This window comes from Vibrio rubrogenes (genome assembly GCF_059641415.1).
In genome coordinates this window covers 1-14,541 of the sequence record NZ_JCARSY010000035.1, presented here as the reverse complement: position 1 = coordinate 14,541, position 14,541 = coordinate 1, and the positions used below count along the sequence as shown (strand labels likewise).

The following is a 14,541-nucleotide window of genomic DNA, read 5'->3' as shown; positions in this document are numbered from 1 at the left end:
CGCGTAGGCAGCTTAGAAAATATTCCCATTGTTCACTTGCACACGATGCAAGTTCACTGCCGCGTAGGCAGCTTAGAAAAATGTCAATCATGTCTTGAGTAAAAGTTATACGTTCACTGCCGCGTAGGCAGCTTAGAAAGTACCTCTGGGTGAATACCCAAGCACTCCACTGTTCACTGCCGCGTAGGCAGCTTAGAAAATGCGATTATGACTTGCTTCATTCTTTCGACAGTTCACTGCCGCGTAGGCAGCTTAGAAAATTCCGCGCGTAAATTTATTCCAATCCTCCTGGTTCACTGCCGCGTAGGCAGCTTAGAAAAATATCACTGTTTTTGATTGGATATTCTACAAGTTCACTGCCGCGTAGGCAGCTTAGAAAAAGAGCGGACATGGCCGCTTCTCCCATGATTCGTTCACTGCCGCGTAGGCAGCTTAGAAATGCTTCCTGTTTGATTTTTGTGGCGTTGTCATGTTCACTGCCGCGTAGGCAGCTTAGAAAAGACCATGTGAAACCGGACAATTCAACAGGCCGTTCACTGCCGCGTAGGCAGCTTAGAAATTGCGATGTCACTGTTTGTTGTTCCAATACAGGTTCACTGCCGCGTAGGCAGCTTAGAAAAGTAGCAGCGGCGCGAGCATCAGCCAATTGTGGTTCACTGCCGCGTAGGCAGCTTAGAAAAAGGGGTACGCCACCGGCTGATCTGATCGCATGTTCACTGCCGCGTAGGCAGCTTAGAAAATTCCGCGAGCATTAGCAAAATCTGGGTCTTTGTTTACTGCCGCATAGGCAGCCTAGAAATAAATCTTCACCACCGAACATGCTTTATTGATACGAATGTAAGCGCTTAATTGTGCGTATTCATAAATATGTCGTTTATGAATACGTAAAGTATGCCTTTTGTCATATTAAACAGTAAGTTAAAAAGTTAGGATAGAATGATGTCAAGGGTGGCTCCTAGTCTGATATTTCGCCATAGGGAAGGTGAGAATGGTAAGGAAAATGAAACATGATAATTTTAAGGCATTAACTGATGGGCTCAATGATATCATTTCACGGGATAACAAATGGCAGACGTATCAGTGCCAATTAGTCACGCCGATGTATGGCGGCGGGGTGGAAGCCGGTAAAGTCGATACAGCCATGCCCATTCGCGCCAGTTCGATTCGAGGCCAGTTACGCTTTTGGTGGCGGATTGCCTGTGGGCCATTTAACAGTCCTAGAGAAATGTTCGACAAAGAGACGGCTATTTGGGGCGGGATTGGTGATGATGGGGCTAAAGCGAGTCAGGTGGAGATTAGAGTATCGAATGTTAATTTTAAAGGTGAAGTAGCAGCGTTTGAGTATGAACGCTATAAAGATCGTAGTGAATTTAAAAGTGTTCCGAAGGCTGATCCTAACTTAGGCCATGCCTATGCACTTTTTTCGGCTCAAGGGAAGTTAAGCAAAGATAGAAGAGTTATTGAAAAGTTGCCTCATAAAATAACCAAAACGGATTTATCTTTTGAGTTACAGCTTAATTTTAAAACGCATACAGAAGGCGCTTTAACATCTGAGCAGATTAGTGAGGTGCAAAAAGCTATTCGTTGGTGGGCAAGCTTTGGGGGGGTAGGCAGCCGAACACGTCGAGGGTTGGGTGCTGTTGAGGTGAAATTAAAAGATAAAATTCTTCAGCCAGTTACGTGTGAAGAAGTAGAGAAAAAAGGTGGCGTATTAACTTTGGTTTCTCTAAAAGAGAAGCAAGATGCTATGGTTTGTTGGAAATATGGCTGTGATAAGTTAAGGGATTTCCGGCAGGCTAAAGGTGTAGGAAGAAACCCACCTGCAACTGATTCTAAATCACCAGCAGGCAGAAGTCGTTGGCCTGAAGCTGATTCGATCAGAAATTTAGCCAATACTTATAGTAAAAAGCATCCTCCTAATGACTCAAATACTAACTTTTTTCCTAGGGCTGCTTTCGGTTTACCAATTATTTTCCATTTTCAGCAAAGTAAAGGCTCGGGAAGAGAGCCGGATGATCATACATTAAAGGTTGCAGATAAAGATAAAGAACGTATGGCTAGCCCTCTAATCATACGTCCTTATTACGATGGTAAACTATGGAAAGCAGCGGCTTTACTGATACCAGATTGGCATAAAGCGTTAACCCAGCCATTAGCGTTATTGCCTAAGCCTAAAAATATTCATGACAAGCCTTTGCATTGGTCTTCCTCGCCAGAACAGCAACAGCAGCTTGCTAAAAAAGATAAACCCATGCAAGGTCGTGGCGATGATCCTCTTTCCGCCTTCCTCGACTATTTCAAACAAGGACAATAACCATGGACTATTTAGTCGCGATTAGTATTGGCCCTGTACAGAGTTTTATTGAAGCAGGGCGACGCAGCCAAGACTTATGGTGTGGGTCGTGGTTGTTATCCGAAGTCTCGCGTGCGGTGGCGCTGTCGCTGCACGAAGCACAGAGCAATTGTTTGATTTTCCCAAGCCCAGATAACGATAACTCAGATGTTAACTTACAACCACAAGACCCCGATTCAGACAAACCTATAGAAGCCAATATTGCCAATGTGGTTAGAGCAGTAATTCAGGTGGAGGATATCAGTCAGGTTCGTAACATCGTTGAGCAAGCGAAACAAGCCGCCGAAGTGCGTTTAATGAACATTCTTGATGATGTACGGTATAAAAAGTTAGCTGGCTTTACGATTGACTGGGCGCGTTTTGAACAACAAAAAGATGGCATTCTCGACACTTATGCCGCGTGGGTGAAGCTTGAATCAGGCCAATATGGCAAAGCCTCAGAACGTTTAGGAAAGCTACTCACAGCCCGCAAGCAAACCAAAGACTTTCTGCCCATTCAAGACTCGAAGCTGGGTTTGTTTAAATCCACGTTAGACGGGGCGAATAATACCTTAACGGAACAATTACGTAGCAATCCAGATCATCAGCACCAGTTGCGACTCAGTCAACGCGAAGAGTTGGATATTTTAGGTCTCGTCAAGCGCCGTGCCGGGCACTTTGAGCAGTTTACGCCGTTTTCGCGGGTGGTGACGGAGCCTTGGTTAGCCTCCTTGAGTTCAGAGCAACTCAAAACCCTTGAATCTCATTATAAGCCGTTTGTAAAACTAGGCGTCGCCACCACCGTTGAGGGCAATAAAGACGCATATCAGGCTTTTCCGTATGATGGCGAATACCTGTTTCCCAGCCGTATTGAACAAGAGAAAGGTCTGGATAAAGACCTAGACAAAGCCAAAGCCAAAGATACAAAAAAGGCGCTGCTTAACTGTTTATCTATTATTAGCAAAGAGTCAGGCTCACCAGTACCTTACGGAGTGCTGCTAAAAGCCGATGGCGACCGTATGGGGGAGCTGCTTTCAAAAGCGAAAGAAAAAGACGATTCCATCGCCATATCTAAAGCCCTACACCAATTTGCAACCGAGGTGCGCAGTAAGGTACGTGAACATGGCGGCCATGCCATTTATACGGGCGGTGATGATGTACTTGCCTTTGTGCCGCTCAATTCGTCTTTGGCTTGTGCGCAAGCGTTGGCTGTGCTGTTTGCTAACACAATGGCGGATGTCATAGATCAACGCAATCTAGTCGTTGAAACGCCACCAACCTTGTCTGTTGGTCTGGCGGTAGGGCATTTTGTTCAGCCTATGCGCCAATTGCGCCATCGCGCCATTCAAGCGGAAAAACTGGCGAAAGGGAATGGCTTAACGAATCCCCGTAATGCCTTAGCCATTGTATTAGGCATTCGTTCTGGGCATGAAATTACATGGCGCTGCCGTTGGGATGAGCAATCAACTTTGGATGCTTTAAAAGCATTTGTAGCAGGCTTTAAAAACGGCTTAATGCCGACTCGTATTATGCAAGAGGTGTTAGCCATGTCCCATAGTCTCAATTGGACGAGTGACAAAGAGGTGGATAAAGCGGTAGGTGAAGGCATTCGTCTCAGTGAAATGGAGCGTATGCTCGCCCGCGCCTCATTTGCCCACCAATATTCAACTGAGGAACTTGAACAAACCGACCCAGAAGACAAGCGGCCAGAAATTGAGAAGCCTACTTTCAAAGAACAAGTGATGTCCTTAAAGCAGCAATTAAGAGAGCAAGCACAGGCTCAGCCTTTGGATAAATTGGCGGCTATGCTGCGTATTGCGCATTGGTTGTCAGCGAAAAAATCTGCCGATCTAGCAGCAGGAGAGAGCGAATGATTGATTTGAATTACTTTGTATTAAGCCCGAGAGATCCGCTCATTATTCGCTCAAGTCGCCCGTTTGAGGCGATTTCCGATGCCGAGGCAGCAAAGTTTCCGCCACCGTCCACCATCGCTGGGGCATTACGTAATCTATATGCCCGCAGTGCCAACGAAGCCTTTAGTTCTAAACTATTAGAGATCCAAGTGACTGGCCCATTGGCGATAAGAATTCCAGCCGATCAGCCGACTGATACACTTAAACAAGAACATATTCTGGTGCCTAAACCTGCGGATGCACAGTATTTTGCGGTTGACGGTAAGACTACCATTGTGGGCATTCAACCCGTCGAGCTGAGCCAAGATGAAGGCTGTGATTTACCCCATGACTTACTGCCGCTGTTTGTGTCACAAGAAACGCAAGGCAAACCCGTGAGTGGCCCCAAGTGGTGGGCTTTGCAAGACTTGCTGGCATGGCGCCGCGATGAAGCTCTCGCATTTTCACAGGTCAAAGCTAATGGATGGACACCAACCGAGCCCGATATTCGTACGCATATCGAACGTGACAACACCACCTTAAATTCGGTAGAAGGGCAGATATTTCAAACCACGGGTCTTGCCATGTGGCAGCAGCCAAACGAACAGGATGTTTTTCCCACGGAACAAGTGGGGATTCTGGCGGGTATTCATGGTGAGGTATCGCTCACGGCAATGAATTTAGGCGGTGAGCGCCGCTTAGCGGAAGTGATGCACTGTGATGTATGGCCGCAAAGTCCCCGAGATTTTGCCAGAGACATCATCAAAGCGGGTGGCTTAACTCTGACATTTCTCACCCCCACGATTTTTAAAGCGGGCTGGCGACCGGCTTGGCTCGATAAAGAAACGCTTGAGGGCACGCCGCTAGGGTGTGAAACATTGCGGCTAAAACTTAAAGCCGCTGCACTCGATCGCTGGCAGCCGCAATCTGGTTGGGATCTCGACGGTAATAAACCTCGCGCCAGTGAACGTATGATTCCCGCCGGGGCGACCTATTGGTTTGAAATCGTTGCAGGCACGGCAACAGAGCAAGAGATAGAAGCGCTCTGGATGGCCCATCTTTGCGATGACCATCAGCACAACTTAAATGGCTTTGGTCTGACGCTTCCCATGGCGTACTCATGGAATGAACAATAGAATTCAGTAAGGATAATGACATGTCTTTTAATCACTATCACCTTGTTACACACACTAACTTGCACTGTGGCTCCGGGCAATCCGTGGGGATTGTCGATCAACCGATTATTCGTGAGCGTGCCACCAATTTACCGATTGTGCCGGGGGCGACGCTGCGTGGGGTGCTGCGCGCACATTTATCAGCAAAGAAAGACAATGCACAATTAACGCAAGCACTATTTGGGTCTTTGGCCAAAGATGGCACTGAAAGTTTTGCCGGCGCGCTTTCTATCACCGATGCACACTTACTATTGCTGCCAGTGCGCAGCCTATATGGCATTGTGGCCTATGCCACGTGCCCGTTTATTTTAAAGCGCTATAAAAAGGCGCTGGGAATAGACATTGATCTGCCAACTGAAAGCAAAGATAAAGCTTATGTGGGCAAAGATAGCGAAAATATCGCTTCTGATAAGGTCGTGTTTGAAGAGCTGGATATCGATGCGGTTAAGGGCGATGAACAAACGCAAAAATGGGCCGAGCGTTTATCTAAAGTCATGTATGCGGATGATGAAGCGGCTCAAACGGATTTCCATGAGCATTTTGTGATTCTGCCTGATGATGTGTTTGCGTATTTGGCGGAAACCGCTACCGAAGTTCGGACTCGCATTCGCATGAATCAAGACACTGGTGTAGTGGATAACGGCGCATTATGGACGGAAGAAAATCTGCCTGCCGAGTGTGTGTTATGGGGGAGCTATAGTTTCAATGAAAGTACGAAAAACTATCAACCAGAATACGTAGGCAATTTTAAAGACAACGCCAATGCTGCTTTATTGCAAATGGGCGGTAATGCAGGCGTCGGCAGTGGTTTGGTACAAATGTTGATACAGGAGATTAAGTGATGATCTCAAGGAATCAAATCATTGCACAAACGGCCTATCAGCAGGTGGCTAAGCTTGAAGAGAGCGGAGATGAAAAGCTGAATAAGAACTATGCCACGATAGTGCATAAATTGCCTGCCATGATTTTGCAAAATGGTTTGCCGCAAGCTACGGGATTTTTGCTTTCGAAAGCACCCTCTGAAAATGCTCATGAAACATTGCTGAATCATCTACTCGCTGCTTTTAAGAAGATTGATGACGATTTTGACGGTGTTAAAAATATAACCGCATTCCATAAATACATCATTGGTTCTGATCTCAAGCAAATCATGCGCTACACCCGTGAGGCGCTAGAAATCTCGGGCTGGCTGCGCCGTTATGTGCAGGGCATCCTAGAAGGTAAACCTCTTGATAAAGATAGTCAGGAGGATTAGGTATGAATGAGTCAATAGAGCTGGTTCGAGATAAAGTCAAAGAAGCGTTTGGTCAGAGTGACAGTGTTAACCCAAGTCTTTTGCTGCAAAAAGGTTTGGTTGAACTATCCAAAAGCAGTGATAAATCAGGGAGTGAAAAGACAGAACATCTAAAAAAAATGGTGGAACTGCCTGCGCCGGAGGGATACAAAAAAGCCTTTAATCGTTGGTTTGACCTTACCTCAGACGAGAATCGCTTTAGCCAAACGGTCATGACCCTTGAAAACCGATTATTAATCGGCTTAACCGGCAATGCTGCGTTAGAAACAGGGTGCAGTTTAAGCCGCAACTACGGCATGCCTTATATTCCGGGATCGAGCGTGAAAGGCGTGGTGCGCGCTTGGGCTGAAAAGCATTTAAATGATTATGCGGATGAACGAACCGATCTTTTTGGGACACGAGATAGTAGTCAGCTTGAGCGTGTGTCTGGCTTAGTCACCTTTCATGACGCTTGGTGGATTCCACAAGGGAGCGATAAACCTTTTGTGCTGGATGTGGTCACCACTCACCACCAAGCCTATTACAACGGCCCGAACGGCCAACAAGATAAACCATCTGATAAAGACAGCCCGATTCCGAATCATTTACTCGCCGTACAAGGCAGCTTTCTGTTTGTATTAGAAGGTGACCCGAAACCAGTCGAGCTTTGCCAAACCATGTTAAGTCATGTTTTGCAAAGTCAGGGGATCGGTGCGAAGACAGCGGCGGGGTATGGGTATTTTAAAGAAAATGTAGACCTCTCTTCGAAGTTAAAAAAACTTTCTCGTGAACGTAGGATGACGGTTGAAGAAAAACGCGACTATGAGATTAGCCAGCTCACAGCAAGCCAGTTAGCTATCATGTTTGGTAAAGAGTTAAATAAAATAAAAGAACGTGATGATCTTCAGTGGTTAACGGAGGCGGTTCTTAAACATCATAGCGACATTATAGACTCATGGAAAAATGAGACAAAAAGTAGTTCTAAAAATCGCTTCAAGGCTTATCAGTTTTTAAAAGGAAAAGAATAGTGACATTGATAAAGAGAACATGGTTAGCTTTATTCATATTTCTTATTTTACCTATTGTTGGTTTGTTAATCGTTCATGGAGTTACCGTTAATATCGAATTCACTGTTAATAGTGAGTTTTGGCGGTCTGTCATCATTTCGATCTCTACCAGCTTATTTGCTACGGGAATTATTTATTTCTTTATTGATAAAAGATTGCATGAATTAAGTGCACTCGATGATGAAATTGAAATTATGCTTGATTCTGAAAAATACCAGTCAATTCATTGTCCAAAAATGCTAAGGAAAGATTTTTCTCGGAGTGAAGTGCTAGGTTATATCGGTATGATAAAAATGAAAGGAGAGAAGCAAGATAGGTTTAGTATTGCCGATACTAACACAGAAAATTTTGCTCAAAGAATTCAAGCTATTCATAAAAATAAAGGTAATCAGACATTGCATGTTAAATGTACTGATAAAGAGATAGAACAATTTGATGAATCTCATGTAAAAGAGAAATCGTCATATTAATTGCTATGGGTGTGGATTCGTCTAGACACTTTCGATCCCGCCTCTAGCACTGAGTTATGACGCACAATCGGTTCCTCAATTTCAGAAACATCGGTACTCAGTGCGCCAGTCACTCTTGTAGAGATGCAAGCCTAACCATTCATCCGTGAATGGTTTTCTTGGTTGGGTGGTTTGTTTGAGTGAAGTGAAACACTGAATCAATAAAGCTCAATTGATCGATGCTCTCAGGGTAAAATTCATGGATGAATTTTAAGCTTTTCGTGAGCAGGAGCGAATAAAAGCGTCCCTGATTACGTGCGCTGAACTCAAAAAAGATGCTTTTGGTTACTTTTGAGATCTATCAAAAGTAACTGGGGCGCGTTCGAGGATGCTAATGAAATCGAAGAAAGTTATTGCGTCCCAAACTGCTACATTACAAGTTTTATATTCCCAGCCACCGGCACCCAAATTTGACGCCATCAGACCCTTTATTTTTCACCTTTAAAAAACACACTTAAAATCAATAACTTAAAAACAAGCATTTTTAACAAGGTAAAAAAGGGATTTTTCGACTAACCTTTTGCTGTGACAGGGTTTTTCGTGATAAGTTTATTGTTCACTGCCGCGTAGGCAGCTTAGAAAGTCACGATTACCAATAAAACTAACGGCGCAATGTTCACTGCCGCGTAGGCAGCTTAGAAAACGCACTCGGTAATCCTTGCTGCTTATCGATAGTTCACTGCCGCGTAGGCAGCTTAGAAAGTATGGGTTATCCGCGCTTACTGATGCGCTGCGTTCACTGCCGCGTAGGCAGCTTAGAAAGCTTGTTGTGATGTCTCCATTTTCATCGAGCTGTTCACTGCCGCGTAGGCAGCTTAGAAATAAATCTAGCCCCGCAATGTAACGTTGTCAAGGTTCACTGCCGCGTAGGCAGCTTAGAAAATTTGAGGAGTATACAAGCGTCACTCCGTAGGGTTCACTGCCGCGTAGGCAGCTTAGAAATTCTGCTTATTCCCCCGACAGATCGAACTCGTGTTCACTGCCGCGTAGGCAGCTTAGAAAAACCTGAATGGCTAACCCCTGTTCATTTGTTCGTTCACTGCCGCGTAGGCAGCTTAGAAACAGAGTTGATAATAGAGTTTGCGTAACTTCAAGTTCACTGCCGCGTAGGCAGCTTAGAAACATAGAAATTCACGCATTATTAACAAGTACAGGTTCACTGCCGCGTAGGCAGCTTAGAAAACCAATTGGCGCAACCCATGCGTATTGAGTATGTTCACTGCCGCGTAGGCAGCTTAGAAATTCTGGCACAAAATAACTTGGTGGAATATAAAGTTCACTGCCGCGTAGGCAGCTTAGAAATCAGCCAAAACCTCGTCGGGGTATGAGTTACCGTTCACTGCCGCGTAGGCAGCTTAGAAACCGGGGACTGGCCGCCTGTCCGTTTCCACGCAGTTCACTGCCGCGTAGGCAGCTTAGAAAATGATAGAGAGCTTCCATTGCTTTGTTATGTCGTTCACTGCCGCGTAGGCAGCTTAGAAAGACAGCTGCGCCCCCGGCAACCATTAGCGCTGGTTCACTGCCGCGTAGGCAGCTTAGAAAAATCGATGGGGAAAGCCACCAAAACGGTGAAAGTTCACTGCCGCATAGGCAGCTTAGAAATGTTTTAGTATCACTCATGGAGCCGCCTGACTGTTCACTGCCGCATAGGCAGCTTAGAAAATCTGCGTGATTGAGTTATTGAAGCGCTGTTGGTTCACTACCGCATAGGCAGCTTAGAAATTGGTTGTTTTTTCGAACAATCCAGCCTTTGGCACTGAGATATGACGCACAACTGGTTCCTCGGTTTCAGAGGCATTGATGTCTTGTGCGCCAGTTACTCTTGCCAAGATGCAAGAGTAACCAGAAGATCTTTTTTGTTTGACGGAGTCACACGTTGTCCAGAACCAGCTTTTACGGGCGTCCTGCCCGGAAAAGCCTAACCATTCTCCCAGAATGGTTTTCTTGGTTGGGTGGTTAATTTGAGTGGGGTGAAACACTGAATCAATAAAGTTAAATTGATCGATGCTCTCAGGGTGAAAAATCACGGATGATTTTTCATTTTTTAATGTAACCAGATGATTTATTGAATTTATTTTAAATTTTTTGTTAAAAAAACAATTTTAGACACGCATTGCTACACGCAATTGTTTTGAATAATCATAGACTTACATGAACAACAATGAAGTGCCTGATTTTGCAGGAAAAGGGCTGACACAAAAAGAGCCACAACATCATGCGGCTCTGAATAGGTTCCATTTTAGACAATAGTTTTACTTATGATTGGGCTTTATTTAGTAATGACTGACTAATTCAATAATCTTAGGATCCATATCATCAAGTAAGTTAACAAGCTCTCGGACTGATTTTCCCTTTTCTGTTTTAGCATCAGGGTCAGCACCAAAATCAAGCAATAGTTTGACAACATCATATACAAATGGTTTTCCTCGAAATGCCATTCGAAGGGCGTTTATGCTATCTATGCCTCTGTGCTCAATCAATTTATCAGCACTGTTTTCCAACAAGAGCCGCATCCCCTCAGCGTTACGTTGACGAACGGCATAAATCAGTGGCGTATAGCCATAGCTATCAATTGCGTTGACATCCAGCCCTTGGTCAATCAGATACTGAAAGGATTCCGGCGGAGTCTGCTTTGTATCTGCAACCTGATGTAGGTATGACCATTTATCATTAGCTGTAACATGGTGAATATCTTCACCATTGGCAACTAATTGTTTGGCTGTTTCAATTTCACCATCTACGATAGCTTCATACAATTCATAACTCATTGAGTCTTCCTTTCTTTTAAAAATCGCTTCATATCACCAAGAATTTTGTTTAATTCATCACTGCCCGGTTTCTCATTGACATGACTAAGGTTGGTCTTGGCATCCTCAATCAGAAAATAGTCAGGGTGTGAATTCACAAAATCATTCAATTCTTCCTGCGTCATTCCCATTTCATCAGCCGCTCTGAGTATCCGTCGATTTTCTAAGCCTTTCCTATGTCCATAATGCCAATCTGTAATTACGTTGCCGTCTTCATCGACGAAATGACCATTTAACTTTTCTGCCTCTGCTTCAATCTGTCTTTTAGTTTCAGCCCGAAGGGATGTTCGGTTTAGCTCCGGTTTGGGGTATTTACTCGCACCAAACTGACCATTCGGTTGACGGATTTGATGACTATATACCACATACAGTGGTGGGAGTCCGGTATCTGCCGGAAAGGTCAGAATATAGTCTTGTAAATCTGCATCAGCGATTGGCGTGATGTAGGTGTTATCAAATTCTTGGCCTTGCTCAGCCTCCGGATACACCCAGATATTGTAAGTTTTCAGGTCAGGAATGGGATTAACCAGAATCGGTTTGCCGCCAAAATCGCCACTCATCGGTATCCATTCAATAGTGACATCCGGCTCTAACTCAACGACAAATTTATCACCGACCCGAGTCACTTCACGCTTGGGAATATTCACCCCATTGACATGATAACCGTAAATCCGATTATCAGCATTGAACCCTAAGCGGATATTGGTTTCAACCGTGGTTTTATCCATCAGGTCATTTTCATTGTACAGCGTGCCATCACCAAGCTGGCTGGGCATAAATGCGGCCAGAATGCCAGCCCGACCGACAATTTTCATCGTCAGGTTCGGTAGCTCTGCCAGTGCTGCACCACCAATACGCGTTAAAAAAGCGTCTTCAGTCGCTGCCGTCCCAACCCCCTGACCAATCGCCAGCGTATAGGCTGCATACTCACCCAGAGATGAGAGTTGCTCTCTTTGTGTACCGATATCACACGTTCCTCTCGGCACAAGGGCAGATTTGGCAAAACGTGAGGGTTTGATCGGTGGCTTGTTAAACGTGTCTTGCCATGATGAAGGGGGCAGTTGTATGTTCTCTGATTCCTGTAATCGTTCCTGACGCTGTTTTGCTAGTCGCTGCGCTAAAGTGAGTTTCACAGGTTCACGTTCAACATAAGGCTCGGTATACACAGAGGCATTGATACTGCCGACGTAAGATGAGCCAATGCCATGATTGACCAGCTCAGCCCGTGCGGTATAGGCCTTGTGTGCCAGCCAGTCGAGCTGAGGCTCAACCTCGGGATTGACTCGCCAGTATAGATTGCCCCATTCATCCCGCTCCCGAATCAATAAGGGGATGGATGGCGTATCAGTGAGTAAGACTTGATGACCGCTGCGTAGCTGCTCAAGAAAATCAGAACAGCGCATTCCGGCAGGCGTCACGGATTTGATATCCGATTCGCGCAGGGACAAAAAATCCCCTTCAACCTGAGCAAATTCATTCGCCATCAGGTTGTAGATTTGAATGGTTTGATAGTTCATTTGACGTTGTTTATGTATGAATTCAGTTCATATCGATATAGGAGGAGCATTGTACAACAGCACAATAACAGATGATCCATTATCAATAGAATCAGATAGTTAATATGGTTTGCATTCCATAAATAGGGGGATTTACTGCCTTATTGATGAATAGTAATCACGTTGATGCTATTTCTCAGCTTTTGGTCGTTCATAAATCCCGTCAAAAGAGACAAGCTGAACTTCGATTACGCCACCAAAGTATTCAATTTTGACTCGTGGGTCACCATATCTATGATAATTGAATACGTATCTTAAATTAGCTGCTTACGTTAGTTCTTCCCAGATTTGCTAGTGATGCAGTTAACACATTTTATTCAATCAGTTACCCATCAAGAGATTTTCGATATATTAAATATATGATAAATGATTGGAAAGGAAATCTATATGAAATTGAGCTTAGTTCTGAATCATACAAACCAAGTAGAGCGATCTAAGTTTGTAAACTGCATAGATAGGCTTTGCCAAAGTCATAAAGATGATACCAAGTTGTTAAAGCAACTAGAAAAAATTGATGGTCAACTAAAAGCTGCATCGGGAAATGAAATCACGCAGCTCTTTAATCTAATAAAGGAATATTATAAACAGTACATTAAAGAACAAATCGCTATTGGTGGCCCCCAAGTCTCGCTTCTCGTTAACATTCTGTCTCGTGATGGTAATTGTATTGCCAGTATACCTTGGATAGAAAAGCTATATGCTAAAGAATATGAGCAAATAGACAGTCTCAGCCAGCAATTGATTAGCGAAATGAAGGAAAATGAAGAATATGATTACAATAGAATCCATCGTATTGAAATATATAAAAAATGTGTCAGTACAGCATTCAATAATGACGAAAAATATAACAGAGAAACAAAGATAACTGACGACGAGAGAAGCATTTTAAATGTTCTTGCTGAGCGTTTAAGTCTATCCAGAGAAGAGGTAAATGCAATTGATCATACAATCAACCCCATTCCTCACTTAGGGATTGAAAATGCCCTAGAATACCTAAGAGAGCATGGCATTATTCTAGTTAATCGTCGGCGCTCTGAAGTAATGGTTGCAGAAGAGGTCGTTGATATTCTGCATGAAATTCAAGGAAAAGATTTAAATGACAAATATGTACTCCGCATTCTTCGCTCTTTGACAGACTCAGAACTATCAAGCATATTAAAGAATCACGGTCAGAAAATACGAGGTGTAGAACGTCAAGACAAAATCGCAACTATTGCTCACTCAGGTATATCCATAAGAAGTATTTTAGAAAACGATATTCATTCTTCTGACACAACTCAGAATCAGAAAAAAGATAGGATTAAAAACCTCATTGATGAATTGAGCCTAGATGTTCAACGTATTGGAGCGAAGCTACAAGAGCGTGTGGATGTTTTGATTACAGAGTTAAAGGAATCAGAAGAACGAGAATTCAATTCACTTAGTGTCAGTGGTTATAAAGAGCTTTTGGAAGTGCTGACAACAGAGACTTCAAATGTTGAAGAACGGCTGAGAAAAGATTTTGAAATAGAGAATAAGGAAACACTAGATCCTGAACGATTAAAGGCACTGAACATAACACCTACTGATATTCTCTACTTATATACTAACGATGAGATCAAACAAATTCGCAATGATATGGGGCTACCTAAACGAGGAAATCCAAGAACACAAATTATTGAAAGTTTCGCAAGTGCAAATGACCGCTACATTGAAAACTACCACCACCTTGCTTCTAGGGATTTACACTCCTTATGTGCTGCTGGTATCGACATCAAAGAGGCAGAGCTTGGTGTTAAATTTGAAGAGGTAACTCGCTCAATACTTGAGCAATTAGGATTAAATGTCGATGAAGACTTGCGCAAAGATATAAACACAACCAAAGATAAAGCCGATATCATCATATCTTTAGAAAATGATGACGTTATTGTCGGTGAAGCGAAGTCTTTTA

10 protein-coding genes and 2 CRISPR repeat arrays (1 of these 12 only partly in view) are annotated in these 14,541 nt (G+C 43.9%); of the genes, 8 read left to right on the top strand and 2 right to left on the bottom strand.

Annotated features, from left to right (window positions below; all coding sequences use genetic code 11):
* Positions 1 to 799: a CRISPR direct-repeat array (repeat unit 28 nt); it reaches 1,030 nt to the left of the window's first position.
* A gap of 201 nt (positions 800 to 1,000) precedes the next feature.
* The 7 genes from cmr1 to AC55NX_RS17505 are packed head-to-tail and all read left to right on the top strand — an operon-like array spanning position 1,001 to position 8,209.
* Positions 1,001 to 2,314 (top strand): type III-B CRISPR module RAMP protein Cmr1, encoded by a 1,314-nt coding sequence (gene cmr1 / locus AC55NX_RS17535; protein ID WP_496996904.1) that lies wholly within the window; start codon positions 1,001 to 1,003, stop codon positions 2,312 to 2,314.
* Positions 2,315 to 2,316: 2 nt separating this feature from the next.
* A complete protein-coding gene (gene cas10, locus AC55NX_RS17530; protein WP_496996903.1) occupies positions 2,317 to 4,206 on the top strand; it encodes a type III-B CRISPR-associated protein Cas10/Cmr2 in 1,890 nt (629 codons plus the stop codon).
* On the top strand, positions 4,203 to 5,360 hold the full coding sequence (locus tag AC55NX_RS17525; protein ID WP_496996902.1) for a type III-B CRISPR module-associated Cmr3 family protein: 1,158 nt from the start codon (positions 4,203 to 4,205) through the stop codon (positions 5,358 to 5,360). Before cas10 ends, AC55NX_RS17525 begins: the two co-directional genes overlap by 4 nt.
* A gap of 20 nt (positions 5,361 to 5,380) precedes the next feature.
* Positions 5,381 to 6,241, top strand: coding sequence for a type III-B CRISPR module RAMP protein Cmr4 (gene cmr4 / locus AC55NX_RS17520; RefSeq protein WP_496996901.1), 861 nt, complete (start codon positions 5,381 to 5,383; stop codon positions 6,239 to 6,241).
* Complete coding sequence (cmr5, locus tag AC55NX_RS17515) at positions 6,241 to 6,654, top strand: type III-B CRISPR module-associated protein Cmr5 (RefSeq protein WP_496996900.1); 414 nt, start codon at positions 6,241 to 6,243, stop codon at positions 6,652 to 6,654. Before cmr4 ends, cmr5 begins: the two co-directional genes overlap by 1 nt.
* A 2-nt stretch (positions 6,655 to 6,656) precedes the next feature.
* Positions 6,657 to 7,700 (top strand): type III-B CRISPR module RAMP protein Cmr6, encoded by a 1,044-nt coding sequence (gene cmr6 / locus AC55NX_RS17510; RefSeq protein WP_496996899.1) that lies wholly within the window; start codon positions 6,657 to 6,659, stop codon positions 7,698 to 7,700.
* The gene (locus AC55NX_RS17505; RefSeq protein ID WP_496996898.1) at positions 7,700 to 8,209 is read left to right on the top strand and encodes a hypothetical protein; all 510 of its coding nucleotides are present in this window, start codon (positions 7,700 to 7,702) and stop codon (positions 8,207 to 8,209) included. The genes cmr6 and AC55NX_RS17505 overlap by 1 nt, the downstream gene beginning before the upstream one ends.
* 593 nt (positions 8,210 to 8,802) lie before the next feature.
* Positions 8,803 to 9,970: a CRISPR direct-repeat array (repeat unit 28 nt; unit sequence GTTCACTGCCGCATAGGCAGCTTAGAAA).
* A 551-nt stretch (positions 9,971 to 10,521) separates the two neighbouring features.
* Here the strand turns inward: AC55NX_RS17505 and AC55NX_RS17500 are convergent.
* Positions 10,522 to 11,016: an ankyrin repeat domain-containing protein gene (locus AC55NX_RS17500; protein ID WP_496996897.1), complete on the bottom strand. Its 495-nt coding sequence runs from the start codon at positions 11,014 to 11,016 to the stop codon at positions 10,522 to 10,524.
* On the bottom strand, positions 11,013 to 12,572 hold the full coding sequence (locus tag AC55NX_RS17495; RefSeq protein ID WP_496996896.1) for an S-type pyocin domain-containing protein: 1,560 nt from the start codon (positions 12,570 to 12,572) through the stop codon (positions 11,013 to 11,015). The genes AC55NX_RS17500 and AC55NX_RS17495 overlap by 4 nt, the downstream gene beginning before the upstream one ends.
* 426 nt (positions 12,573 to 12,998) lie before the next feature.
* Here AC55NX_RS17495 and AC55NX_RS17490 point away from each other — a divergent pair.
* The coding region (locus tag AC55NX_RS17490; RefSeq protein WP_496996895.1) for a hypothetical protein at positions 12,999 to 14,541 on the top strand (1,543 nt) is incomplete at its 3' end.